The organism is Winogradskyella thalassocola (assembly GCF_900099995.1).
GTDB lineage: Bacteria > Bacteroidota > Bacteroidia > Flavobacteriales > Flavobacteriaceae > Winogradskyella > Winogradskyella thalassocola.
The window spans coordinates 205,540-231,997 of record NZ_FNCZ01000001.1 but is presented as its reverse complement, the minus strand read 5'-3'; the positions used below and the strand labels follow the sequence as shown (position 1 = coordinate 231,997).

Here is a 26,458-nt window from a genome sequence, read left to right as displayed (position 1 = left end):
TATATCGATTTTTTAGTTGAGATTTATTTTAAAAGGTTGTTGTCATGATTCATAATGAAATCTTTTACCTGATTCACATAAGGATACATTACGACATCGTCTTTGAAAGCAGGAACTATATTTCTAATAGCATCATACATTTTTTTAGTTTTTGAAGATACCTTGTCTTGTATTTCGAGATATTCAATAGCTTGTATAATAGTAATCATTTCTATGGCAACAACCTCGTATGTATTTTCAATTACTTTTTTTGTGATTAAAGCCGCGTTTGTTCCCATACTTACAATATCTTGATTGTCATTATTATTGGGAATGCTATGCACATACATTGGGTTAGATAGCATTTGGTTTTCGGCGGTAGTTGAGGTCGCTGTAAACTGAACACCTTGCATACCAAAATTTAACCCTAATGTACCAAGGTTAACAAATGCAGGAAGGATATTATTAAGACTAGGGTTGAGTAAATAATTTAATTGACGTTCTGCCAACATACTCATTTTTGTAACGACTAATTTTAGTTTATCCATTTCTAGGGATATATAGTCTCCATGAAAATTCCCACCATGATATACATGCTGCTTTTCTACATTAACAATAGGATTGTCATTTGCAGAGTTTACTTCTTCAATTAAAATGTTTTCAACGCTATCTAAAGTATCTAAAACAGGTCCTAAGATTTGAGGTACGCATCGTAAAGAGTAATATTCTTGTACTTTTTCTTCAAAAACAGTAGCATCTTGCGCTTTGTTGTATAAGTGATCTTCACGTTTTTTTGTGAGTTTGCTATCGCTTAAATTTGCTCGCATTTGCTTAGCGATTTCACGTTGACCTTTATGTCTTTTTGCGTTGTTTAATTCTGATGATAAGTGATCGTCGTAAGCTTCTACAATTTCATTAATAGCAGAGGAACATAAAATAGTCCAATTCAGTAACTGTCTAGCTTTAATTGTATTTACAATGCCAATACCTGTCATTACAGAAGTGCCATTCATTAAAGCTAATCCTTCTCTTAAAACTACAGTTATTGGTTTTAAGTTTTCAATTTCAAAAACCTCTTTTGTTGATCTTAATTCATTTTTATAAAAGACTTCTCCTTCACCAATTAATACTAATGCTAAATGTGCTAGTTGTACTAAATCACCACTTGCACCAACACCACCATGTTCATAAATTAAAGGAATGATATCACGGTTTATTAATTGAGTCATAAGTTCTATAACCGATTTATGTACACCAGAATTTCCTAAAGACAGCGTGTTGAGTCTTGCAAGCATCGCGGATTTTACATATAAAGGGTGAATTGGGTTTCCTGTACCAGAAGCGTGACTTCGTATTAAATTGTATTGTAGTTTTATACGATCTGTGTCAGCAATTTTGTACTGAGCCATTGGTCCAAAACCGGTGTTAACACCATAAATTATTTTGTTTTTAGAAAAATCTCTTAAAAAATTAAAGCTGTTTTCTATGGTTTGAAAAACAGTTTCGTCTATTTCTATGGGGTTCTTTTCGAAAATGATTTTGTAAAAATCTTCAATACCTAAATTTCCGGTTAATTTTAGCATCTATATAAGTTGGTAATATTTAATAAAAATAATAGTTAAATAACGAAAAATGAAGTTATTTTGGGATGCAAATTTAGAATAATAAATGATTTTTATACTATTACTAATATGAGTGTTGAAAATGTAGATGTACTAATTATTGGAGCAGGACCATCAGGTAGCGTTGCGGCGTCTTATTTGCATAAAAAAGGTTTAAAAGTTAAAGTGGTTGAAAAAAATCTGTTTCCAAGATTTGTAATTGGAGAAAGTTTGTTGCCACGCTGTATGGATCATTTTGAAGAGGTAGAATTGCTAGATTGTTTGAAAAAACGCGATTATGAAGTGAAAGATGGAGCTCGGTTTTTAAGAGGAGATGAAGTTTGTAATTTTGATTTTAGTAAAAAGTATACCAAAGGGTGGGATTGGACTTGGCAAGTACCAAGAGCTGATTTTGATAAAACACTTACTGATGAGCTTATAACAAGAGGTGTTGATTTTTCTTTTGAAGAAGAAGTTATTGCCGTTGATTTTAATGAGGATGGTTTTTCAGAAACTACGATTAAAAATAAGTTAGGTGAACGAAACACGGTTTCTGCGAAGTACATTATTGACTCTAGCGGTTATGGTCGTGTTTTGCCACGTCTTTTAGATTTAGAAAAAAGCTCAGAACTTCTTAATCAGTCTTCCATATTTACGCATGTAAAAGATATAAACCGTCCTGAGGGCTGGGAAGGCACTCGGATTACTTTTGATGTTATAGATTTGAGAACTTGGTTGTGGGTTATTCCATTTTCTAATGGAATAACGAGTATCGGTTATGTTGGTTCTTCTGAATTTTTAGAATCATTTAAAGGCACGTCTTCTGAGAAATTAAAAGCCATGTTGAAGCTCTCTAATTATTACAGAGAACGATTTGAAGGTGTTGAATTTCAATTTAAGCCTATTGAGATTTCTAACTACTCTAAGTCTGTTAAACAGTTATATGGAAAAGGTTATGTGCTAACAGGGAATAGTGCGGAGTTTTTAGATCCTGTGTTTTCTTCAGGGGTGACGTTTGCTACGGAATCTGCATTGCTGGCAGCAAAACTGATTACTAAATCACTTCAAAAGAAAACAGTGGATTGGGAAGTAGAGTACTCTGATTATATGAAAAAAGGAGTTGATGTTTTTGCGACTTATGTAAAAGAATGGTACACTGGAAACTTGCAAAAATTATTCTTTCATAAACCAGAAAATCCAGAAATTAAGAAACAAATTTGTTCTGTTTTGGCTGGCTATGTTTGGGATGAGACAAACCCTTTTGTAAAAAATCACCACAGACTTGTTAAAGCTGTAGCGCATGTTATAGATATGGAAAAAGAAAAAAGCGAATAATGATGTATTCGCTTTTATCTAAATTTATTTTAATCCTTTTTTCTTTAAATTTTTAGCAAACTCTTTAGCGAGTTTAGCGTAAGCTTCCGAAATACGATACCCTGAATTAAAGTCATAACCCATGGCACCATTGCCTTCAATTTTAGTATAATCTCCGGAGAATAGTATTTTATCTGCATTATCAGATTCAAATATGGTAATAGTGGCTTCGATTTTTGCATTTTGCCTCCATACACCTACGTTGTAGCCTGCATACATTAAAGTGGTCTTTACAACCATAGTATATTTAGAGTTTTCTCTTTTATTTACGTTAACAGTGTTGTCCTCAAATCTTTTATTGAAGGATTCAATAAACTTTGGTTCATATCTGTTTTCTCTGTCTTCAAACCATGACTTCTTAAATTCTTCTCCGGATCCAGCTTCTTTTTCTTCTCGCTTATCCATTTTGTCTTTTAGGAAATCTTCTTCAGAATCAAATTTTGGTATTTCTAAATTTGAATAATCAAATATCAGAGAATATTCTTTTATGTCTTTTAGGCTTTTAAAAGACCCCTCTTTTATTTTTAATTTTTGAGCATAAATAAGTGTTGAAAATAAAAAGATAAACACTAAAGATAATTTGTTTTTCATATTGAAATGTAATTAGTAATAGTTCAAATGTATAATTAAATATTAATTATTAATTATTGGTAGTTTTTAGTAACGAAAAGTAATGGGGTGTCTCTGCTTGTATCTTTAAGTAGGGACTATTTCATGTTAAGTTTTGATAATGATTATAGATTTTTATTTACTTGTGATATTTAATAGAGGCTTTGTTTAATTAACCTTTATTTTTTGTAGAATTCACTAGTTAGTATTTGTGGTTATATTATTTTAATCTAGCTTTCAAGTAAGCATATTTATAGTGTTTTTACGATAGGTCCATAGGCTTGCTTCTTTATATTATGTTTATATTATTAACCGTATTATATACATAATTAACCCTATAAGGTTTTGTAATCTGAAAAATTATGTTATTTTTGGTTAACCAGATTGGTTAACCAGTTTTTTTTGATCGTTTTAAGAAGTGAAATATTACGAACTCGAGGTTACGCATTAAATTATAAAAGAATATATAATGAAGAAATATCTATTTGCAATCAGTTTATTAATCTTGTTTTTGTCTTGTAATGAGACTACGAAAACAGATAAAGCATCGGGTCAATTAATTTCTAACGCTACAGAATTAAATGAGGCCATAGAAAATGCGCAACCAGGTGACAATATTGTTTTGAAAAATGGAATTTGGAAAGATGTTGAAATTAAATTTACAGGAAAAGGAACCAAAGACAATCCTATAACCATTAAAGCAGAAACCGAAGGCAAAGTGTTTATTGAAGGGGTTTCAAATCTCGCTTTTGGTGGTGAATATTTAGAAGTTAGCGGTTTACATTTTAGAAACGGATATTCACCATCCGAAAATGTAATAGCCTTCAGATTAGACAAAAATACAATAGCAAATAACTGTAAAGTAACCAACTGTGTTATTGTAGATTTTAATAAACTACAACGCGATGATGATGATCTTTGGGTTCAGTTTTACGGAAGACATAACGAGTTAAGCAATAGTTATCTGGCAGGAAAAACAAATGGTGGCCCAACAGTTAGAGTCGATTTAAAAGGGGTTGAAAGTATTAAAAATTACCACAAAATTATAAATAATCATTTTGGACCTCGACCTAGAAAAGGTGGAGCAAGAGGCGAAACGATTCAGTTAGGAAGTAGTTTTACGTCTATGAGTCCGAGTAATACAACTATTGCAAATAACTTGTTTGAAGAATGTAACGGAGAAGTTGAAATCATTTCAAGTAAAACGAATAACAACATAATTAAGAACAACGTTTTTTATAAAAGTGAAGGTTCTGTTGTGACGCGACATGGAAATTACGTAACCATAGATGGAAACTATTTTATTGGTGATGGTGTAAATGAACAATTTGGTGGAATTCGTATAATAAACACAGGACATTGGGTGACCAATAATTATTTTTTCAACTTAAAAGGAAAAAGTTTCAGAAGCCCGTTGGCTGTTATGAACGGTATTCCTAAATCACCATTAAATCGTTACAACCAAGTCACGGATTTGGTTGTTGCTTATAACACATTTGTAAATTGTAGTTCGCCATGGCAATTTGGTGTTGGTACTAACATTGCGCAAGCAGATGTGTTACCAGAATCCGAAATTCGTTCTGCAAGAGCAATCAGAACCACTGTTGCTAATAATGTTGTGTATAATGATAAAGGTTTGGAAAGTATTGTTGTTGAAAATGACAAAGCAGATGGTGTCACTTTCAAAAACAACATCGTAGATAATCAAGGTGTAAAATTTAAGGACTTTGATGGTGGCATTATTCCTGCTGATTTAGAGTTGAAAAAAGTATCTGATAATATTTTGCTTCCAACAGGAATTCCAAGTGACGTAGAACCTTTTAACGGTTTTGATTTTAACACTATTGAAAACGACTTATTTGGCAACTCTAGAAAAGACAGTAAAAGTATTGGTGCCGTTGTAGGTGTTGATTTTACGAATCCTAACATTTTAGATAAATCAAAATATGGAGCGTCTTGGTATTCTAACGAAATTGAAACTGCAGATGCAGTAACGCATACGGTAACGAAAGCCGAAGATTTACAAACTACAATTGATACTGCTAATAATAGAGATATTATCGCTATAGCAGAAGGTGTTTATACCATTTCAAAATCTTTAGTTATTACTAAAAGACTTACTATTCAGTCGGAAGGGAAAACACAACTTGTTTTTTCTGGTGAAGCAAATACACCATTATTTTCATTACAACCTAAAGGGAAATTGACCGTAAACAACTTAATTTTAAAAGGGAATGGTTCTAATTATGCTTTTGCAAGTTTAAAAGAGAATATGTCTAATCATTTCGGATTAACGGTTTCTAACACAGAAATAAGTGATTTCAATTATGTTTTGAGAGCGTACAAACAATCCTTTTCTGAACGTGTAACTTTTGAAAATACGTCTATTTCAAATTGTGAAAATGGTATAGAATTATCAGAAGAAACCAACGATAGAGGCGATTACAACACTGAATATTTAACCATTAACAAATGTAATTTCAATAACGTAAAACAAAATGTTGTCGATTATTATAGAGGTGGTTATGATGAGTCAACTATTGGAGGAAACCTTTTAATCGCTAATAGCACATTTACGAATTGTGGTGCAAAAGAGAAGAATAAAAGACTGTTAAATCATAATGGTATTGTGAATGTAACTATTAAAAAAAACACTTTTAAAAATAATCCTGTTCAATTTGTATCTATTCTTTGGGGAGCAAAAAATAATGTGGAATCAGAAAACACAGTAATAAATTCAGGACAAATTAAGACCGAAGAAAACTTAGTGATGACACTAATGTATTAATGTATTCCTGCGCAGGTAGTAATCTCATAAAACACTTAAAATGAAAAAATCGCTATTTACAATTTTTACACTTTTACTAATCGTTGGATGTAAAAACAATACGGAAACGAATCCAGAAGTAACGGTTGAAAACGAAACGGAACAAGAGGAAAAATACCCAAGTGATGTCATTCCGTTTATGGACAAATGGAAAATTCTTTTAGGAGATGGAACTTACGTTGATGATTTAGTAGACTACCAAAAAGATGATTTCTTTTATGTTGAAAATGATGGCAAAACGGATTGGGTTGTCTATAAAACACCAAATTCTGGTATCACTTCAAGAACATCGAGTAACACAAGAACAGAACTTGGTGAAAAAGCACATTGGATTCCAGAAACTGGCGGAAAACTCACAGGAACATTAAAAGTGCAACATGTATCTACTACTGGAAATGCAGATGTGTCATCCTCGTATTCTGTGGTGGTTGGGCAAATTCATAGTGATGAAGGCCATGAAAACGAACCCCTAAAAATCTACTATAAAAAATTCCCGGATCATACGAAAGGTTCTGTGTTTTGGAACTATGAAATCAATACTGAAGGAGATAACTCTGGTAGATTTGATTTTTCAACAGCAGTTTGGGGATATGATTTTTCAGTGGTTGGAGACAACGCCACAACGAGTCCTGCAGAACCAGAAGATGGTATCGCATTAGGTGAAGAATTTAGCTATGAAGTCAATGTTTATAAGGGTATTATGTATTTAACCTTTGCAAGCGAAGGACACGAGACCATAACATTTACTAAAAGTTTAATAGAATCAGAGTTTGCTACAAAATCTGAAATTCCAAAACAGATTATAGATAGGTATGCCTCAAGACGAACTGTGGGTGTCGAAAGAGAAATTGCTTATGCTGGTGAAATAAATTATTTCAAACAAGGGGCTTATAATCAGGCTAACGGTAAATCTACCAAGTCTGAAACGTATGATGGTGATATAGAAAAACAATATGCCAATGGAAGCTATGCGGAAGTTTGGTTTAAATCGGCAACTGTAGGTTCAGCAACACCGCCTAATTAATAAAACAAAATTAAATTGAAGCAAGTCATATTTGTAATAGGAGTTTCGGGATGTGGAAAAAGCACTATTGGAAAGTTACTAGCGGAAGAATTAAAGATACCCTTTTTTGATGGTGACGATTTTCATCCAAAAGCGAATATTAAAAAGATGTCTAGTGGACTACCTTTAAATGATGATGATAGACAAGGTTGGTTAGAAACATTGAATGCTTTGGCTAAAAAGCAATTGACTAAAAACAGTTGCATCATAGTCTGTTCTGCATTAAAGGAAAAGTATAGAGACATTTTAAGTTTGGATATTGAAGCCGAAACAAAATGGGTGTATTTAAGAGGAGATTTTAATCAAATTTATAATAGAGTGAATCGAAGGCGTAATCACTTTATGCCTTCAGAATTATTGAAATCGCAGTTTGATACTTTGGAAGAACCTAAAAAATCCATTCAAATCAATATTAGCTTAACGCCAGAAAGCATTATAAAAACTTTAAAACACAAATTAATGGACAAGTCAGAATTTGGATTATTTGGTTTAGGAGTTATGGGAAAAAGCCTATGCCGAAACTTGGCTAATAACGGATTCAAGATTGCAATGTTTAATAGGCATGTGGATGGTGTTGAGGTTGATATTGCCAAAGACTTTAAAGCTAAATTTCCTGAATTATCTCAATCTGAAGCTTTTGATGATATTGCAGATTTTGTAAGCGCATTGCAACAACCAAGACGCATTATGCTCATGGTGAATGCCGGAAAAACAATAGACTACGTTATTGAAGATTTACTACCACATTTGTCTGAAAATGATATTTTAATTGATGGCGGAAATTCAAATTATGTAAATACAAAAGAGCGTGTTGATTATTTAAAAACCAAAGGCATTCATTTTATAGGAGCTGGAGTTTCTGGAGGTGAGGAAGGGGCATTAAAAGGACCGTCTATAATGCCAAGTGGTGATCTTGAGGCTTATAAAAGCGTGCAGCCTTTTCTAGAAGAAATAGCGGCTAAAGATAAAAATGGCTTACCCTGTTGCACCTATGTTGGACCAGAAGGCAGTGGTCATTTCATTAAAATGGTACATAATGGAGTGGAGTATGTAGAAATGCAATTGTTAGCTGAGGTTGCCACTATTTTAGAAGCTTTAGGTCAAAACCCAGATGACATCGCCAATACTTTTGAGACTTGGAAGTCAACAGCAAATAGCTACTTATTAGAAATAACAGCTGATATTTTTAGAAAGAAAGAAGATGACGATTGGTTGGTCAATAAAATTTTAGACAAGGCCGGAAATAAAGGGACAGGAAACTGGACCACTATGGCTTCAGCAGAACTCGGTATACCAAGTACATTAATCGCTTCTGCTTTATTTTCACGATATATCTCTTTTTACAAAGAAGAACGACTTCAGTTAAGTCAGAATTTTAAAAACTCAAGTACTTCAGAATTAAATCTAACTACAAATGACATTTTAGAGGCGTATCAGTTTGCTAGAATTATAAATCATTATCAAGGTTTTAAACTGATTTCAGAAGCTTCAAATACATTTTTATGGGATCTAAATCTTAGTGAAATTGCTAGAATTTGGACAAACGGTTGCATCATTAGATCGGCTTTAATGGAAGATTTGGTTGACATATTTAAAGACACAACCAACATCTTAACAAATTCAAAGCTAATCGACCTTGTGAATCAATACAGACCTTCAGTGAAAAAGGTGGTTTCTCAATGTGTACTTAATGACATAACAACTCCTGCTTTGGGAGAAGCTATTCAGTTTTTAAACGGCATTACAACACCATATGCGTCTGCCAATATTATTCAGGCACAACGCGATTATTTTGGTGCCCATACGTATCAAAGATTAGATGATGATTCTGGAAAAAGTCATCACACCAACTGGAATTAGACACGAGCAACTAACAACCAAAAACCAATACACTATTAATATGGAAGCAACCACACCAAAAAAATCATTTCTCAAAAAAATCATTGCTGTCATATTAGGGTTTGGTCCAGGGATATTTGCGATTGGTTATACTATTGGTACAGGTAGTGTTACCTCTATGATTGTTGCAGGTAGTAAATTCAATATGCAATTATTGTGGGTGCTTTTAATAAGTTGCATTTTTTCGGGAATTTTAATGTTTGCTTACGGGAATTACGCGTTGCTTACTGGTGAAACGGCACTTTTTGGATTTAAAAAACATTTTAAATTAGGTAAAGTTTTAGCTATTGCCATTATTATTGGTATTACGTTCGGACAATGGAATTCACTAATGGGAATCTTAGGAATTTCATCGAATATAATTTTTGAAATATTAGCCGTGAATTTTGAAGGATTATCGGCTTATAAATATGAAACCGTACTCATCACAGCAATTGTTATTATTGTGACGTTCTACTTGTTAATGTTGGTTGGTAAGTACACGTTTTTTGAAAAAATATTGGTCATATTCGTAACTTTAATGGGAATGTCTTTTGTGCTTTCCTTGTGCTTTGTACAGCCCCTTACAATAGATGTTGTAAAAGGATTGCTACCAACAATTCCAGATGTACCAGGAGGTAAAATGCTAGTGGCAGCCTTTGTGGGAACGACAATGGCTTCTGCGACATTCTTATCACGACCACTATTTGTAAAAGGAAAAGGTTGGACCATCAAAAACTTAGGGCAGCAAAAAAGAGATTCAATTACAGCAGCAGTTTTAATATTTATTATTAGTGGAGTTATTATGGCTGTAGCAGCAGGTGCTTTGTATTATCAAGGTAAAGAAGTTACGCAGGTTTTAGATATGGCAAATACTCTAGAACCCGTTGCAGGAAAATGGGCTGTTACTATTTTCTTTTTTGGAGCATTAAGCGCAGGCTTATCATCTATTTTTCCTTGTTTATTAATTGCACCTTTATTGATCGCAGATTACCAATCGGGTGAATTAGATACCAATTCCAAGCAATTTAGAATTATAACTTTTATAGCTTGTTTAGTGGCTTTAATTGGTCCTGCGTTTGGAGCAAATCCTATTGAAATTCAAATTCTATCCCAAGTCTTTAATGTGTTTGTATTGCCAATTGTAATACTCGGCATTATCCTTATGCTAAGTAATAAAAAAGTCATGAACGATTATAAAACCAGCCTAGGAGTTTACATCGGATTGTATGCCGCCTTGTTCTTTTCTCTAGTGATTTCATATAATGGCGTCGTAGCACTTTTAGACTATTTCTAATAATTTAAGATTAAAAACTAATGACTTTAAATAATTTAAACATGAATAAAAAACATATCCCATCAGTATCAACATTGATACTTTTTAGTTGCTGTTTAATTCTAAATAGCTGTAAAAATGAAGTGAAAGAACCTGTTGAAAAAGAAGTTGAGAAAACCGTTTACGCAAGCGACGTTATTCCATTTTTTGATGACTGGAAATTGATTTTAGGTGATGGCTCAAATGCAGGTATTGCTAATAATTTTGAAAACAAAGATTTCTTTTACACGGTAAATGAGGGTAATAGTGATTGGGTTGTTTTTAAAACACCAAATGGTGGTGATACTCATGGTACTTCTAATAACACAAGAACGGAATTAGCGCAAACAAAAAAATGGTATCCAAAAACGGCTAATGATGAATTAACAGCAACACTTAAAGTCATGAATGTTTCGGCTACAGGTGATGCTAGTGTAGCAGCGTCTCACTCAGTTGTTGTAGGACAGATTCATAGTGCGGATGCGTTTGAAAACGAACCGCTTAAAATATTTTATAAAAAATTCCCAGGTCATACTAAAGGTTCTGTGTTTTGGCATTATGAAATTAATACCGCAGGTGATGATAATTCTAAACGATGGGATTATTCTTCAGCGGTTTGGGGAAATGACTTTTCTGTTGTTGGAGATTCTGTAAACACATATCCAGAAGAACCTAAAGATGGTATTGCCTTAGGTGAAGCGTTTAGCTATGAAGTGAAAGTAAAAAATGGAATTATGACTTTGAATTTTTCTAGTGAAGGTCATGAAACCAAAACGTTTACAAAAAACTTAATTGAATCAGAATACACAACTACCGAAGCTATTCCTGAGCAAACACAAAAATTATTTGTTCCAATTGGTCAAGATGGAGTAGAGCGTAAAAGTGCCTACGCTGGTGAAGGTTGTTTTTTCAAGCTTGGTGCTTATAATCAAACCAACGGAAAATCGCCAGAAGTAAATAGAAATTGGTGCTCTGGTGCTGAAACACATAATGGAGATATCCAAAAACAATATGCAGATGGAAACTATGCTGAGGTATGGTTTAAAAAAGGAAGTATTTCAATAAGTGAAGATGCCGTTTCTAACGAAGGCTATTTTACTAAAAACGATTAAATCAATTAATACAAGACGACTATGAACAATAATAAATTAGCTGGTAAAAATATTCTTATTACAGCTGGCGCACAAGGTATTGGAGAAGCGATTACAAAACATTTTATAGATAGTGGTTCTAATGTTGCTATTCACTATTTTTCTAGTGCTGATACGGCTAATGAATTAGTAAAATACGCGCATAGTAAAGGTGTAAAAGCAATTGCAATATCTGGTGACTTAACAAAAGAAGCCGATGCAAATGCTCTGGTTGAAAAAACCGTGGAAACTTTAGGAAGTTTAGATATACTAATTAACAATGCAGGTTCACTTGTAGCTCGAAAAATGCTGAATGAAATGGAGACTGAATTTTGGCATAAGGTTATGGATATAAATCTTACTTCGATGATGTTCGTAACGCGAGCAGCAGCTCCATATCTAGCAAAACACAATAACAGTAGTATTGTTAATTTAGCTTCACTTGCAGGACGTAAAGGTGGTCATCCAGGGTCATTGGTGTATTCTACTAGTAAAGGCGCCATCTTAACATTTACACGGGCGTTGTCTACAGAATTGGGTGCGCAAGGCACTCGAGTTAACGCTGTTGCTCCAGGTCTTATTCTTGGGACATCATTTCACAACACACATACAACGAAAGAATCAGCGGCAGCAACAACGGCTGGTATTCCTATCCAACGTGCAGGTAATGCAGATGATGTCGCTAGGGCTGTTTTATTTTTAGCGTCAGAATACGATGGATTTATTACTGGTGCCACTTTAGATATCAACGGTGGTGTCTACAATATGTAGTGCTTACTATGAGTCAAGATTTATCTTTAAGTAAAAGTTAAATTATTTTAAATTAACAAATATCAGTATATTGGTAAACCAATTTGGTAGGCCAATTCAAAAAACGCCTTTCTTATGAATTTTTCATGGTCTAAATTATTTCAATTTGTTTTAGTAGGTATGGTTGTTATGTCTTGCAAAGAAGAAAATGCATCTGTTATAGAACATACGACTGAAACATCGACAATACAAGAACATCCTAAGCTTATACTTACGGCGCAAGGCGTTAAGGATATCAGAGCCCAATTGGGTAATATTCCAGTTTTTGATAATACTTTAAAAGCAGTTCAAGAGGAAATAGATGCAGAAATTGCTTTAGGTATAGATACACCAATTCCTGTAGATTATTCTGGTGGTTATACACATGTACGTCATAAAAGTAACATGATAATGATGCAAAAAGCAGGTGTTTTGTATCAAATTTTAGATGACGAAAAATATGCCAAATATGTAAAAGACATGTTGATGCAATATGAAGCGATGTATAAAACATTGCCATTGCATCCAAAAACGAGATCCTATGCAAGAGGTAAATTATTCTGGCAATGTTTAAACGATTCTAACTGGTTGGTGTATGTGAGTCAGGCTTATGATTGTATCTATAACTATTTATCTGAAGACGAACGCAACACGTTAGAAACTAATTTATTTAAACCTTTTGCAGATCATATTTCCATAGATAGTCCGCAGTTTTACCAAAGAGTACACAATCATAGTACATGGGGAAATGCAGCAGTTGGTATGATTGGTTTAGTCATGAATGACGAAGAGTTAATCGATCGTGCACTTTATGGCATTAAAGATTTAAAATTAGATGCAAATGAAAAAGATGATGATGGTGGCTTTTTAAATAAAGACGGGAAAGCTGGTTTTTTAGCAAATATAGAAGAGCCGTTTTCACCAGATGGTTATTATAACGAAGGACCATATTACCAACGTTACGCCATGTATCCGTTTTTAATTTTTGCAGAAGGATTGCATAACGTAAAACCTGAGTTAAAAATATTTGAATATAAAGAAGGTGTATTGCTGAAATCTATAAATGCCTTATTAAATTTATCGGATGCAGATGGTGATTTCTTTCCGCTTAACGATGGTCAAAAAGGCATGTCTTATTATAATGATGCTTTAGTTACAGCAGTAGATATTTCATACCATTTCGGAACACAAGATTCAGGCTTATTAAGTATTGCTAAAGAACAGAATAAAGTCTTATTGGATGATTCAGGTTTGGCTGTTGCACTTGGAATAAAAAATGAAAACGAAAAACCATTCAACAAAAAATCAATTAATTTATCTGATGGACCAGAAGGAACACAAGGAGGTGTTGCTATTTTGAGAAATGAAGATATAGAGCTTGTATTTAAATATGCAGCACAAGGTTCTAGTCATGGTCATTATGATAAGTTGTCGTATTCATTATGTGAAAAAGGAGAAGAAATCCTTCAAGATTACGGTTTAGCGCGGTTTGTAAATATCGAACAAAAAGGAAGTGGAAATTACCTAAAGGAAAACAAAACCTGGGCTAAACAAACTATTGCCCACAATACGGTGACACAAAATGAAACTTCTCATTTCAATGGGAAGTATGACATAGGAAGTCAACATCATTCGGTTTTAAATTATTTTTCTTCAGAAAATGAAAAGGTACAAGTCGCAAGTGCAAAAGAGGTAAACGCATATCCTGGAACCGAAATGCTTCGTACCATGGCAATTCTAAAAGATGAAGATTTTGAAAAGCCGTATATGTTAGATATTATGAAGGTGACGTCAGATAAAACAAATCAATATGATTTTCCATATTATTTCTTAGGGCAAGTTGTAGAAACAAACTTCGATTATCAAACTCCTAAATCATTAAGCCCATTAGGAACCAAAAATGGCTATCAACATCTCTATGTTGAAGGAACAGCAAAAGCGTCTAGTGATAATAGTAAACTGTCTTGGTTGAATAAAGGGAAGTTTTATACTTTAACTTCGGTTACCAATGCGAATGATGACTTGTTATTTACGAGAATTGGAGCTAACGATCCAGAATTTAATTTAAGACGCGAAGCGGCGTTAATGCTAAGACGAAAAAACACTAAAAACACCCTTTTTGTTTCAGTTATAGAATCGCACGGAAGTTACAGTCCTGTTTCAGAATCTGCAGTAAATTCAAATAGTAGTATTAAAACGTTGAAAGTAGAATTAGACTCAGAAGATTATACGGCAATTTCAATAACCAATGTAAATGGTAATACCAAACTATTTATAACAGCAAATAGAAATGCTTTAAAAGAAGCGAATCACAACGTGAAAATTAACGATAAGAATTATGAGTGGTCAGGTTCTTATTATTTTAAATAAACCAATAAATAAAAACATATGAAACGATTTAGTGAAAAATACATCATCACAAAAGACATGCAATGGGAAGTACTTGGAGGAGGAGTCTCAAGAAAATTCTTAGGTTACGATAATCAAATTATGATGGTAAGAGTGAAATTTGAAAAAGGAGCATTAGGATCACCGCATCAACATTTTCACACACAAGCAACGTTTTGTGTTTCAGGTAAATTTGAATTTGAAATTGATGGTGTAAAACAAATTGTCGAAGCAGGAGACGGAGTGTATATTGAACCTAATTTATTGCATAGTGCTGTTTGTTTAGAAGAGGGAGAGCTAATTGATACATTTAGCCCTGTAAGAGAAGATTTCTTAAGTGGAGGTGAGGTCTCTTATTTTGGAGATAAGTCTTAAGTCAAAAATCTACTAGTCCTGATTTGTGAAGTTTTTAAGGTTGGTAATATAATTCTTACCAACCTATAGATATCTGCTATTTTAACCTAATCATTTGCTATTTTAACATATTAAACTTACGAAAACGTTGTAATTAACAAATATTTATATATATTTGGTAAACCAATCTGGTAAACCAATTTGGTTTGCCAAAAAATAACACAATATAAAGCCCCAACTTCAAAGTGTTAATAATGTACCTGCAGTAAGATGTTAAAGGGATAAATAATAAACAATAAGTAACTAATTTAATCTAAACAATGAATTATGAATTTAAAAGTTAAACTCATCACGGTTGTTGCACTACTTTTTAGTGTTATGGCTTTTGCCCAACAGAGTTATACCTTAACAGGTACTGTTACCTCGGCAGTTGATAATATGCCCATACCAGGTGCTAACATTATCATAATTAAAACAACAAAAGGGACAACGACAGATTTTGACGGTATTTATCAATTAGAAGTCAGTAAAGGAGATGTTGTACAATACTCATATGTTGGGTATGTAACTCAAACTGTAATTATTGATGCTCAAGAAAAAATTAATATACAACTAGTAGAAGATACTAACACTTTAGATGAAGTTGTGGTTGTAGGGTATGGTACTCAAAAGAAGAGTCACTTAACGGGTGCTGTTTCAAAAGTAAAGAACGAAAATTTAGACCAAATTGCCGTAGCTCGTGTAGATGATGCTTTGATTGGTCAAGTGTCTGGTGTTAATATACAAGCAACTTCAGCAGAAGCTGGTGCTGCTCCAACTATTACTATTAGAGGTTTTGGATCTATTGCTGCTGATTCTGGACCTGCTGTTGTAGTAGACGGAATTGTAGTAAGTTCTGATTTTCTTGGTTCTTTAAATATGAATGATGTTGAGTCTTTTGAAGTACTAAAAGATGCCGCGTCTGCAGCTATTTATGGTAGTGAAGGTGCTAATGGTGTTATTATGATTACTACTAAAAGTGGTAAAGAAGGGAAAACAAAATTTAGTTATGATACTTACACAGGGTTTAAAGAAGCTCATGAAAGTGAAGATTACAAGAAAAGTGTTTCTGGTTGGGCTGCTCAAGAATTGGCTGCTACTGGAGAACTTTCTAATACTACAAAATACGCGCAATTGTTAGTTGCTACACTTGGTGTAGACAGAGATTGGCAAGAAGTATTTTTTGACGGAGGAACTATTACTAGTCATGCTTTTTCTGCAAGAGGTGGTACTAAAGATACAAAATTCAGTGCATCACTTAGCTTTCTTGAAGATGAGGGTGTTGTGATCACTGATAGCTATAAGTTGTTAACAGGTAGATTAAAATTAGACACTAAATTGTCGGATAAAATTAAGTTCGGAATCAATGCTACACCTTCGTACTCTAAACGAAGAGCTTTACCTACTTCAATACACAATCCTTTAAGACAATCACCTTGGTTGCCAATATATCACACAGCAGAGTCGCTTCAGTTTACCAATCCGGCTGCTGGTATTCAGGTAGGAGATTATTTTGCAGAAGATGATTTAATTAATTTAGATGTTGATCCTACAGATAGTTTTGGTTCAAGTAGACCACGTACTACTGGAGATTCAAACCCATATGCACAATACGTAGAAAGAGAGCATTATGAGTATAACACCAAATTATTAGGTTCTACTTATTTAGAATATGAAATTATTGATGGTCTTAAAGCTAAAACATCACTTGGTGTAACATTAGATTTTCGTAAAAGAACAAGATGGGATGGTACAAAGCATCACTCAGGTGGAGCAAGTAGAGCAGGTTATAGTTTGGATAATAGATTTAGATCTAGATTAATTTCAGATAATACGATCAATTATAATAAGACAATTGGTAAGCATGATTTTGATGTGTTAGCAGGTTTTTCTGTTCAGTCGAGAACATCTGAAAGTAGTCATATAGAAGGTGGTGGTTATTCTAACGATTTGCTTAAAAACTTAGAAGGTGCAACTACGTTTTCTGGAATTACAGAAACAAACCTTGTGCAAAGAAAAATCGGTTATTTTGCTAGAGTTAACTATGCTTATGCTGATAAATATTTATTCTCTGCTTCGTTTAGACGAGATGGTAGTTCTGTTTTTGGAGTAGACTCAAAATGGGGTAACTTCCCTGCGTTATCTGTAGGTTGGAATGCATCTAAAGAAGATTTCTTAAGAGATAGTGATTACTTAAGTAACTTAAAGTTCAGATTTAGTTATGGTCTTACAGGTAGTGAGAATTTTGATACAGGAAACGATATCACTGATGTATGGCCTTATTTAGCATTATTAAATAATTCAAATGCTATTACAGATGGTGGAGTTACGGCAGGTGTTTCTGCTCTTAATATCGCAAATGCGTTGTTACAATGGGAGGCTTCAGAAGAATTTAATCCTGGAGTAGATTTTGGATTTTTAAATAATAGAATATCTGGATCGGTAGACTATTACAAAAGAACTAGTGATAAATTACTTTTAGAAAACCCTGTTTCTTATGTTTCTGGATTTAATTCTGGTATCATAAATTTAGGTAAGGTAGAGAATAGTGGATGGGAATTTGAATTAAGAACAAAGAACATTGCTAAAGAGAATTTTTCTTGGGGAACTACGGTTATAGCTTCAACAAATAAAAATAAATTGCTTGATATGGGTGATTCGGATGGAGCGTTATTAGAAGATACTTTTGGTAGAAACTCTCAGTGGATTAACTCTGTTGGAAATCCATTATCATCATTTTATGGTTATGTTGTAGATAAAGAATTAGCAATTGAATATTATGACTCTCCTTGGATTCCAATTAATGGTAGGTCAGAAGATGTTATCGTTAAAGATTTAAATGGTGATGGTATAATTACTGACGAGGATAAAACAATTCTTGGTGATCCATATCCAGACATTGTATGGAGTGTTACAAATGAATTTAGAATATTTGATTTTGATTTTTCTTTTATGATTCAAGGAAGTCAAGGAGCTCAAGTTAGAAATATTGGTGATCAGTATTTTGGTACAGATTGGACAGGTGCTACTACTAGTCCGCAGGCAGTTGTTGATGCTGGTGTTATTTCTCATACATCATTCCTTCAACAAAGAGTTCATACGAACGATGTTGTTCAAAGTGCAGGCTATTTTTCTTTAAGAAATATAAACATTGGATATACTTTTCCAGATAGTGTAATCTCTAAAATTGGTATAGAGAAACTAAGAGTTTATGCAACTGCTCAGAATTTAGTTTATATTACTTCTGATGACTATCATGGTTTCAACCCAGAATTTGTGGATGATTCAAATCCTAGACAATATGGAGCTCAAAGAGGTGGTACACCAATATTTAAAACCATGTCACTTGGTTTAAACGTTAATTTTTAATTAAAACAAAAACACACCAAATTATGAAACATATAAAATATTTAATTTTTGCTGTAACAGGATTTGTTTTCATCTCCTGTGATACAGAAGAGTTTTTAAACCCGCTGCCAGATACTGCAATTGTTGTAGAAAATTTTTATAAAACAGATGCAGATGTATTGGCTGGGATTATTGGAATTTATGACGCAATACAGGGCGTAAATGAAAACACAGACTCAAGTTATGAGCGATCAAATAGAGGGGTTCAAGTAGAATACCTTTTAACAGAGCATCGTACAGATAATACTAGAGGTAAGACATCAGAAGGTTCTAAGGCGGATTTTCATAGATACTTAATTGACGCAACCAATGCCCAGTCTGAAGACTATTATCAGTCTATGTATCAAATTATTTTTAGAGCTAATGATATCGTAACTTATGTTGATGCGGCAAACGAAGAAAATAGAGCTAAGTATATCGCTGAAGCTAAATTTTTAAGAGCTTATGCTTATTTCAATTTAGTTAGACTATATGGAGATGTACCTTTAGTAACTTCTGTAGTAGGACCAACTGATAGAGACGCGTTGTTTACTAGGATTGCTTCAGAACAAATTTATGAGCAAATTGTTTCGGATTTAGAAGAAGCGAAAGATGTTTTAGATAATACTTATAAGTCTAGAGCTTCAAAAGCAGCTGCACAAGGGTTGTTAGCAAAAGTATATTTAACACAAGGTACTAACTATGGAGTTGCAGCGCAATTATGTTCAGATATAATGAGTAGTGGTTTTTCTTTACAAGATGATTTTTCGGATGTATTTTATAATGAATTAAATGATGAAATTATTTTTGCTATTCAGTATGAATTTGGAAATTCTGATGAAAGTCAAGCTTTTTCAGCTGAGTTTACATCCTTTAACCGTCAAGGTAGAGAAGATGGTTTAAATTTAGTTGAAGACAATTTAATAGCAGATTTTGCTATGTACGGAGGAGATAGAACTGCGGTTTCTTATGTGTCTTTAGGTGTTGGAACAAACATAACGAACGAAGTAACAAAGTTTTTACCTTTTGGAACTGATATGGCTGCTATCCCTGAGCCAACTTATGGTGGAAGTCCTCAGCAAGCCGGAAATGATTGGATTATTCTACGTTATGCAGATGTATTGTTAATGCATGCAGAAGCTATTTTAGCAGGGGGAACTCAAACAAATAGTAGCGCAGCAATAGATTCTTATATGGAAGTAAGAGAAAGAGCTGGTTTCGATGCTGTAACGGATCGTCCAAGTGTTCTTACTAAAGATGCATTACTTGTAGAAAGACGTGTAGAATTGGCTTTTGAAAATCAACGTTTCTTTGATTTAGTGAGATTTGGTGTTGCCAACGAAGTCATCGGTGATTATGCAGGATCTCAAGGATTTACAGACTATGATGTTAGACAATTATTATTGCCAATCCCATCAAGAGAAATTAATCTAAGTGGTACACCTCCTCTTTTAGGTCAAAACCCAGGATATTAAAAACTAAATTTTTAAAGACATGAAAAATAAAATAAACATTTTTAGTAAAGGCACTGTATTGTTCCTTTGCTTAATTTCAGCTGTTGCTTTTAACAGTTGTGAAAGCGCCTACGAATTTGATTTGCCTGAGTCAGGTTCTCAAGTGGATACTGTTTTACCAACGGCTGATTTTTCGTACATTCCGGATCCTCAATATTTCAATATTGTTCAATTTACTGATCTTTCATTTCAATCTACAACGTATTTGTGGGATTTTGGAGGAGGAGCAACTTCAACAGAGCGAGATCCTATTCATACTTTTCCAGAGATAGAAGGTACTTATCCAGTAACTTTAACTGCTAGTGATGCCAATGGAGCTTCAGATACTGTAACTATAGATGTAGAAGTATTAGATGTATTTGTGCCTATTACACCAGAGGTTTTAAATGGTGATTTTCAAGATGGTACTAGTGATTGGAAATTTAGTTCTTTTACGGACGGTACAACAAATCCGTTTAACTCTAGTAGTGATGGATCTTGGATAAATTATGATGGTACAGATAATGGATCTAAAACTAAAGGGGCAAAATGGACAAGTTCTACTTCTGCAGGTGCTTATCTAAGTAACAATACAAGATATGCGTACCAAGCACTAACAGTTTCTCCAAATGTTGAATATATTTTAGAATATGAATATGCTATAAAAGATGATGGTACTCAAGCCCCAGGTGATAATAGAATCATTGGTGGAATTTTAGATGGTCATTTTGATGATGGTGCTGATGCTATAGTGAGTTTCAATGCAGCTCCATTGGCGATGCATATTGGAGATGAGGATCTTGGAAAAACTGTATTTACAACAGTTCAAAAGACGTTCACTTCAAACGCATCTGGTGAGATTGCTATATTAATTTATGGTGTTACCGATGTTGATGCTTATGTAGATAATGTTAAGGTATATCCAGCTGACTAATTTTAACGTCGATATGATAAAATTCCGAAAAAAAGTATTAGTTTTTTTACTGATAGTATTGGTGTCTGCTAATGTCACTTCTCAAAACACGAGAAGTAACATTACAGAATCGGATAAAAAAATTGAGAATAAAAAGAAGAAGAAGCGAAATAAAAAAGCAAAACTTCCAAAAATAGATCTAAGTCATTGGAAAGTAACATTGCCAGTGGCAAATGAAAAAAATAGACCTTATGAAATAGATCCACCTGAGATTTTAGATTTTGCTAATAATGAGATTGCAAAACCGTACATGTATATAGATTCTACAAAAGGATCAATTGTATTTCATGCTATGCCAACAGATTCTAAGACCAAAAACACCAAATACACAAGGTCAGAATTAAGAGAGCAAATGGTACCAGGAGATAATAATGTTAACTGGACCTTTAAACAAGGTGGCACCATGAAAGGGAAGATGCAAATGGAAGAGGTTACTAAAGACTCGGATGGTAAATATCATCGTGTTATCATTATGCAAATTCATGGAAGGTTAACTAATGAACAGCGAGATTTAATAGGTGAGGATGATAATAATGCGCCTCCGATATTAAAAATCTATTGGGATAAGGGTAAGATACGAGTAAAATCTAAAGTTTTAAAAAACATAAATGCTACAGAACCTGAAATATTACATGAAGATGCATGGGATGATGATGATGGTTTTAATTTCGAACAAGAAGTAGGATTTAAAAAATTCACATTAGAAGTTCGGGTTTCAGAAGGAAAAATGCTAATTATTTTAAATAATACAGAATACAAATCGTACGAAAGTATTCATATTGCAAAATGGGGAGTATTTGAAAACTATTTTAAAGCAGGAAATTACTTTCAATCTAGAGATGAAGGAGCCTTTGCAAAAGTGAATTTTTACGAATTAGAAGTTAGTCATTAAATGTGTATTTGAGTTAGTCGCTTATTGAATTCTACCGTTGTTTAGTTGTATAAGTGGAATTCTTTAAGCACTAATAAATTGTCTCTTATAAATGGTATTTGAAAATTATTTATATAACTTTAACGATTTTAATCTGGTTAACCAATTTATAAGTTTTTAAGATATGAAATTAGAAGTAGCAACAAAAATAGATAGTCTCGATACACAAAAAATGATCATTTCTAAAATTGGAGAGCTTATAAATTTTAAAAATCTTGAACCTGGTGATAAATTACCTTCAGAAAGAATGCTATCCGAAAAGTTTGAGGTTACAAGAAGTAACGTTAGAGGTGCGATTCAAAAATTAGAATTTTACGGGTTATTAGAGTCTATTCCACAGAGTGGAACTTTTGTTGCAAATATTGGTGTTATCGCCATGAATGGAATGATAGAGGATATTCTAAAATTAGAGGAACCAAATTTTAAATCTTTAGTTGAAACGAGGATATTATTAGAACTAAAAACAGTTAGGCTAGCGTCTCTTAGAAGAACAGATGACGACTTAAAAAGAATAAAGGAAGCCTTAGATGCTTACACCAAAAAGGTGCTAAAAGGTGAAGATGCTGTTCAAGAAGATTTGTTATTTCACTTAGCTCTAGCTAAAGCTAGTGGAAATAGTACATTGAATAATTTTATGTTAATAATTACTCCTGAAATTATTACCAATTTCGAAAAATACCATGTTTGCGATAAGAGTTTAGCAAGACAAGGTATAGAGGAGCACAATGCTATTTTTGATGCTGTTAAGAAGCAAGATCCTAAGTTGGCAAAACAAAAAATGAAAGAACATTTTAATGTATTGTATCAATATTGTTACAATATAAAAAAATGATCTTAAATCAAGTTAAATGAAAAAAGCAGGAAAAAAAATAAAAGGTTTAAGATGGTGGGTCGTGACTTTAATAGCTATCGCTACGATTATTAATTACATTGATCGTACTTCACTAAGTGTTCTTTGGCCAGAAATTGCTAGTGATTTATATCCAGGACACACACCCGATGAAACAAAAGCAATATATGCTCTAATTTCAATTATTTTCGTTTTTTCTTATGCTTTCGGACAAGCCATATTTGGAAAAATTTTCGATTGGGTAGGTACTCGAATGGGATTTGTACTTTCAATAGGTGTTTGGTCTATTGCCACGGCATTACATGCCTTTGCTAATGGTATTTTAAGTTTTGGGATATTCCGTGCAATATTAGGAGTTTCAGAAGCAGGAAACTGGCCTGGTGCAACTAAAGGAAACGCCGAATGGTTTCCTACTAAAGAGCGTGCGCTTGCACAAGGAATTTTTAATTCTGGAGCTGCCATCGGTGGAATTATATCTATTCCATTAATTGCAACCTTATCTATATATTTTAGTTGGAAAGCTATATTTATTCTTATTGGTTTAGCAGGTTTACTTTGGTTGATTCCTTGGTGGATTTTAGTAAAAGCAGCACCAAAAGATCACCCTTGGATTACAGATGAAGAGCGTGATTATATTTTAACAGGGCAAAAGAATGAAGATTTTGATGGTGATGGAGTAGAGGATCAAGAATACAATCCTAATACAAGTGAATTACTTGGGCATAAACAAAGTTGGGGTGTCATATTAGCTTCAGCAGCAATCGATCCTATTTGGTGGTTATTTGTATTCTGGATACCAATTTATCTGAATGAAGTTTTTGCTATGGACGTAAAGTCAATGGCATTATATGGCTGGGTTCCATATGCTGGCGCCATGGTAGGCGCTTATTATGGCGGTATTTTAGCACGAAATAAACTTAAAAAAGGATGGAACGTTGATAAAACACGTAAAATGGTAATAACCCTTGGTTGTTTTGTAATGTTACCAGCATTATTAGCAATGTCAAACCCACTAGGTATTGAAACAGCGGTTATTCATTTTTTAAACGGTCTAGGAGTTGTTGATATGAGCATTACAGATATGCAAAATCCAGGTGCGACAACTGCTGTAATATTAATGGCAATTATTTTATTTGGTTTTCAAACCGCAATAGGAAATGTTCAGACGCTACCTAGTGATCTTTTTAGTGGGAAAACAGTGGGTTCTCTAGCAGGTTTTTCTGGTATGGCTGCTAAACTTACAGCTGCAGGATTAACCTATTTAGTACCGTGGTTAACAAGCGGTGGAAATTATACACCAGCGTTTATAATAGGAGCAACTTTAGCATTATTGACAGTTGCTAGCGTTTGGATATTTATACCAAAAGTGAAACCAGTGATAAAAAAAGTATAACATAATTATATATTAAATCAGTAAAAATCAGTAAAAATCAGTAAAAATGAGTAATAATAAAGGAAAAGTAGCTATAGTAACAGGAGCTACAGGCGGAATAGGCTTTGAAGTAGCAAAGAGATTAGGTACAGACGGATATACTGTAGTTTTAAATGGTATTGATGACGAAGCTGGGGTAGAACGAGTAAAGCAGCTTACAGATGCTGGAATTACTGCTGAATACCTAGGTTTTGATGTTACAAATGAAGAGCAAGTAACTTCAAATATCACTAAAATTGGTGAGAAATATGGTAGAATAGATGTACTTGTAAATAATGCAGGTGGTTTAGGTGGTAGATCTCGTTTTGAAGAAATGACAACTGAGTTTTACAGAAATGTAATGGCATTAAACTTAGATTCTGTATTTTTTGCGTCAAGAGCAGCAATACCTTTCTTAAAAAAAGGTGAGCACCCTTCTATAATTAACTATACTTCAAATGCAGGTTGGACTGCGGGTGGACCTGGAGCAGGTATTTACGGTACGTCTAAAGCAGGAGTTCATGCTATTACGAGAGCATTAGCAAAAGATTTGGCTGAATACGGAATTAGAGTAAATGCAGTATCACCAGGTACTATTGATACACCTTTCCACGCTCAAATTAAAGCGACTAAACCAGAAGTTTTTGCCTCTTGGGCAAACAATATTATGTTAGGAAGATTAGGTCAGCCAGAAGATGTTGCTGGTGTTATTTCTTTCTTAGCTAGTAAAGATGCATCTTTTATTACAGCTGAAACTATCCAAATTGGTGGTGGACAAGCGTTAGGAATTTAAGAATAAAACACTATTATATCAATGTAAGTTTGGCATTTCGCTAAATTTCTAATTTGATTTTTTTAGCGAAAAAAGTGGTTAAATCTTAATTTAACCACTTTTTTATTTTTTGAATACTTGAGTTTATTTTGAGGAATCTCTAACGATCAACTCGGCATCTAGGATAATTTTATTTAAGCTTTGTTTTATATCGTCTTTAGAAACATGATTTAAAAATGTTTCTGCCGCAATACGTCCTATATCTTTACTATGTTGATCGACACTAGTAATGGATGGACTTACTAAAGACGTAAAAGGTTCGTTGCCAAAACCGACTAATCGTATAGCGTTAGGAACCTTTATTTGGTTCTCATTTAATACTTGTAGTGCGCCAAGGGCAGCGTTATCACTTGCAGCATAAACGGCATCTGGTCTATTTTTCAATTGGAGTAGTTTTTCCATTTCTAATCTGCCATCTTCAAGTGTAAGAGAACTTTCTACAATAAGTGTATCATCAATTGGAAGGTTGTTTTTCTTTAAAGCATCAACATAACCTCTAATTCTATTATTAAAGATTCGCGTTCGTCTATAGCCACCTATATGGGCAATGCGTTTACAACCTTTTTCAACCAGATGTTCTACGATTATATGACTGCTGTCATAATCATTAATACCAACATAATCTACGTTAAGATCATTTTCACCGCGATCAAATAGTATTAGAGGTATACCATTAGATTTTATTTTTTCGTAATGTGATAAATCAACAGTTTCATTAGCCATAGAAGCGATAATACCATCGACTTGAGTGTATAAAAGCGTGTCTATGTTTTTACATTCTTTTTCAAAAGACTCGTTAGATTGGGTAATGATGATGTTGTAACCCGCTTTATTAAGTACAGCCTCCATATTTTCGAGAACGGAAGAAAAGAAATTACTATTAGTTCGAGGTACAATAACACCAACTAAATTGCTTTTTCCCTTTCTTAAAGCACTGGCCAAATGATTGGGCTGATAATTGAGTTTTTTAGCAACACGCTTAACTTCTTTCTTTGTCTTCTCACTAATTCGCGAATCGTTATGCATTGCTTTAGAAACTGCTGCAGGTGATATGTTTAGCTCAGATGCTATGTCTTTTAGTGTTGTTCTTTTTTTATTCGCCAAGTTTTTATATATTTGCTTAATCGATTAAGCAAATATAATATTTAAACCATAAGAATCAAAGCATGTCCGTTTTGATTTATTTTTAAACAAGTTGCTTAATCGATTAAGCAAACTATAATTTTATAACTAAT

19 protein-coding genes are annotated in these 26,458 nt (G+C 33.5%); 16 read left to right on the top strand and 3 right to left on the bottom strand.

From position 1 onward, the window contains the following. Positions 1–23 precede the first annotated feature (23 nt). Entirely contained in the window at positions 24–1,562 is a 1,539-nt protein-coding gene (locus tag BLT80_RS00950; RefSeq protein ID WP_092465716.1) for a flexirubin biosynthesis tyrosine ammonia-lyase FlxA, read from the bottom strand. Positions 1,563–1,670: 108 nt separating this feature from the next. Between BLT80_RS00950 and BLT80_RS00945 the strand changes: the two genes are divergently transcribed. Beyond that, entirely contained in the window at positions 1,671–2,915 is a 1,245-nt protein-coding gene (locus tag BLT80_RS00945) for an NAD(P)/FAD-dependent oxidoreductase (protein WP_092465715.1), read from the top strand. A 24-nt stretch (positions 2,916–2,939) separates the two neighbouring features. On the opposite strand, the gene BLT80_RS00940 is transcribed toward BLT80_RS00945, so the two are convergent. After that, positions 2,940–3,545 (bottom strand): hypothetical protein, encoded by a 606-nt coding sequence (locus tag BLT80_RS00940; RefSeq protein WP_092465714.1) that lies wholly within the window; start codon positions 3,543–3,545, stop codon positions 2,940–2,942. Positions 3,546–4,032: 487 nt separating this feature from the next. Here BLT80_RS00940 and BLT80_RS00935 point away from each other — a divergent pair, with 487 nt between their 5' ends. The 15 genes from BLT80_RS00935 (at position 4,033) to BLT80_RS00865 (ending at position 25,184) form a co-directional block, all read left to right on the top strand. Continuing rightward, positions 4,033–6,351 carry a chondroitinase-B domain-containing protein gene (locus tag BLT80_RS00935; protein WP_092465713.1) on the top strand — a complete coding sequence of 773 codons (2,319 nt, stop codon included), beginning with the start codon at positions 4,033–4,035 and terminating at the stop codon, positions 6,349–6,351. Between the two features lie 40 nt (positions 6,352–6,391). Then, the gene (locus BLT80_RS00930; RefSeq protein ID WP_092465712.1) at positions 6,392–7,414 is read left to right on the top strand and encodes a polysaccharide lyase family 7 protein; all 1,023 of its coding nucleotides are present in this window, start codon (positions 6,392–6,394) and stop codon (positions 7,412–7,414) included. Positions 7,415–7,429: 15 nt separating this feature from the next. Then, positions 7,430–9,313, top strand: a complete 1,884-nt coding sequence (gndA, locus tag BLT80_RS00925) for an NADP-dependent phosphogluconate dehydrogenase (protein WP_092465711.1) — start codon at positions 7,430–7,432, stop codon at positions 9,311–9,313. Beyond that, positions 9,273–10,628, top strand: coding sequence for an Nramp family divalent metal transporter (locus BLT80_RS00920; RefSeq protein WP_245710062.1), 1,356 nt, complete (start codon positions 9,273–9,275; stop codon positions 10,626–10,628). The genes gndA and BLT80_RS00920 overlap by 41 nt, the downstream gene beginning before the upstream one ends. A 41-nt stretch (positions 10,629–10,669) precedes the next feature. Next, the gene (locus tag BLT80_RS00915; protein WP_092466845.1) at positions 10,670–11,758 is read left to right on the top strand and encodes a polysaccharide lyase family 7 protein; all 1,089 of its coding nucleotides are present in this window, start codon (positions 10,670–10,672) and stop codon (positions 11,756–11,758) included. Positions 11,759–11,779: 21 nt separating this feature from the next. Further along, positions 11,780–12,547 carry an SDR family NAD(P)-dependent oxidoreductase gene (locus BLT80_RS00910; protein ID WP_092465710.1) on the top strand — a complete coding sequence of 256 codons (768 nt, stop codon included), beginning with the start codon at positions 11,780–11,782 and terminating at the stop codon, positions 12,545–12,547. A gap of 114 nt (positions 12,548–12,661) precedes the next feature. Then, the gene (locus BLT80_RS00905) at positions 12,662–14,935 is read left to right on the top strand and encodes an alginate lyase family protein (protein WP_217630744.1); all 2,274 of its coding nucleotides are present in this window, start codon (positions 12,662–12,664) and stop codon (positions 14,933–14,935) included. Between the two features lie 18 nt (positions 14,936–14,953). Next, complete coding sequence (locus BLT80_RS00900; RefSeq protein WP_092465709.1) at positions 14,954–15,328, top strand: cupin domain-containing protein; 375 nt, start codon at positions 14,954–14,956, stop codon at positions 15,326–15,328. 306 nt (positions 15,329–15,634) lie between these two features. Next, the gene (locus BLT80_RS00895; protein WP_092465708.1) at positions 15,635–18,715 is read left to right on the top strand and encodes a SusC/RagA family TonB-linked outer membrane protein; all 3,081 of its coding nucleotides are present in this window, start codon (positions 15,635–15,637) and stop codon (positions 18,713–18,715) included. Between the two features lie 23 nt (positions 18,716–18,738). Beyond that, positions 18,739–20,208 (top strand): RagB/SusD family nutrient uptake outer membrane protein, encoded by a 1,470-nt coding sequence (locus BLT80_RS00890; RefSeq protein WP_092465707.1) that lies wholly within the window; start codon positions 18,739–18,741, stop codon positions 20,206–20,208. Positions 20,209–20,227: 19 nt separating this feature from the next. After that, a complete protein-coding gene (locus BLT80_RS00885; RefSeq protein ID WP_092465706.1) occupies positions 20,228–21,160 on the top strand; it encodes a PKD domain-containing protein in 933 nt (310 codons plus the stop codon). 13 nt (positions 21,161–21,173) lie between these two features. Beyond that, complete coding sequence (locus tag BLT80_RS00880) at positions 21,174–22,091, top strand: polysaccharide lyase family 7 protein (protein ID WP_092465705.1); 918 nt, start codon at positions 21,174–21,176, stop codon at positions 22,089–22,091. A 163-nt stretch (positions 22,092–22,254) separates the two neighbouring features. After that, positions 22,255–22,962 (top strand): FadR/GntR family transcriptional regulator, encoded by a 708-nt coding sequence (locus BLT80_RS00875; protein ID WP_092465704.1) that lies wholly within the window; start codon positions 22,255–22,257, stop codon positions 22,960–22,962. Between the two features lie 16 nt (positions 22,963–22,978). Beyond that, entirely contained in the window at positions 22,979–24,373 is a 1,395-nt protein-coding gene (locus tag BLT80_RS00870; RefSeq protein WP_092465703.1) for an MFS transporter, read from the top strand. 46 nt (positions 24,374–24,419) lie between these two features. After that, entirely contained in the window at positions 24,420–25,184 is a 765-nt protein-coding gene (locus tag BLT80_RS00865; RefSeq protein WP_092465702.1) for an SDR family NAD(P)-dependent oxidoreductase, read from the top strand. A 123-nt stretch (positions 25,185–25,307) separates the two neighbouring features. On the opposite strand, the gene BLT80_RS00860 is transcribed toward BLT80_RS00865, so the two are convergent. Beyond that, positions 25,308–26,327 (bottom strand): LacI family DNA-binding transcriptional regulator, encoded by a 1,020-nt coding sequence (locus BLT80_RS00860; RefSeq protein WP_092465701.1) that lies wholly within the window; start codon positions 26,325–26,327, stop codon positions 25,308–25,310. Positions 26,328–26,458: the final 131 nt, after the last annotated feature.

Coding starts and splice junctions, on each gene's coding strand:
- BLT80_RS00930 (WP_092465712.1), top strand. CDS start 6,392: ATGAAAAAATCGCTATTTACAATTTTTACACTTTTACTAATCGTTGGA.
- BLT80_RS00900 (WP_092465709.1), top strand. CDS start 14,954: ATGAAACGATTTAGTGAAAAATACATCATCACAAAAGACATGCAATGG.
- BLT80_RS00910 (WP_092465710.1), top strand. CDS start 11,780: ATGAACAATAATAAATTAGCTGGTAAAAATATTCTTATTACAGCTGGC.
- BLT80_RS00905 (WP_217630744.1), top strand. CDS start 12,662: ATGAATTTTTCATGGTCTAAATTATTTCAATTTGTTTTAGTAGGTATG.
- BLT80_RS00945 (WP_092465715.1), top strand. CDS start 1,671: ATGAGTGTTGAAAATGTAGATGTACTAATTATTGGAGCAGGACCATCA.
- BLT80_RS00915 (WP_092466845.1), top strand. CDS start 10,670: ATGAATAAAAAACATATCCCATCAGTATCAACATTGATACTTTTTAGT.
- BLT80_RS00920 (WP_245710062.1), top strand. CDS start 9,273: ATGATGATTCTGGAAAAAGTCATCACACCAACTGGAATTAGACACGAG.
- BLT80_RS00870 (WP_092465703.1), top strand. CDS start 22,979: ATGAAAAAAGCAGGAAAAAAAATAAAAGGTTTAAGATGGTGGGTCGTG.
- BLT80_RS00935 (WP_092465713.1), top strand. CDS start 4,033: ATGAAGAAATATCTATTTGCAATCAGTTTATTAATCTTGTTTTTGTCT.
- BLT80_RS00875 (WP_092465704.1), top strand. CDS start 22,255: ATGAAATTAGAAGTAGCAACAAAAATAGATAGTCTCGATACACAAAAA.
- BLT80_RS00895 (WP_092465708.1), top strand. CDS start 15,635: ATGAATTTAAAAGTTAAACTCATCACGGTTGTTGCACTACTTTTTAGT.
- BLT80_RS00865 (WP_092465702.1), top strand. CDS start 24,420: ATGAGTAATAATAAAGGAAAAGTAGCTATAGTAACAGGAGCTACAGGC.
- BLT80_RS00950 (WP_092465716.1), bottom strand. CDS start 1,562: ATGCTAAAATTAACCGGAAATTTAGGTATTGAAGATTTTTACAAAATC.
- BLT80_RS00940 (WP_092465714.1), bottom strand. CDS start 3,545: ATGAAAAACAAATTATCTTTAGTGTTTATCTTTTTATTTTCAACACTT.
- BLT80_RS00880 (WP_092465705.1), top strand. CDS start 21,174: ATGATAAAATTCCGAAAAAAAGTATTAGTTTTTTTACTGATAGTATTG.
- BLT80_RS00890 (WP_092465707.1), top strand. CDS start 18,739: ATGAAACATATAAAATATTTAATTTTTGCTGTAACAGGATTTGTTTTC.
- BLT80_RS00885 (WP_092465706.1), top strand. CDS start 20,228: ATGAAAAATAAAATAAACATTTTTAGTAAAGGCACTGTATTGTTCCTT.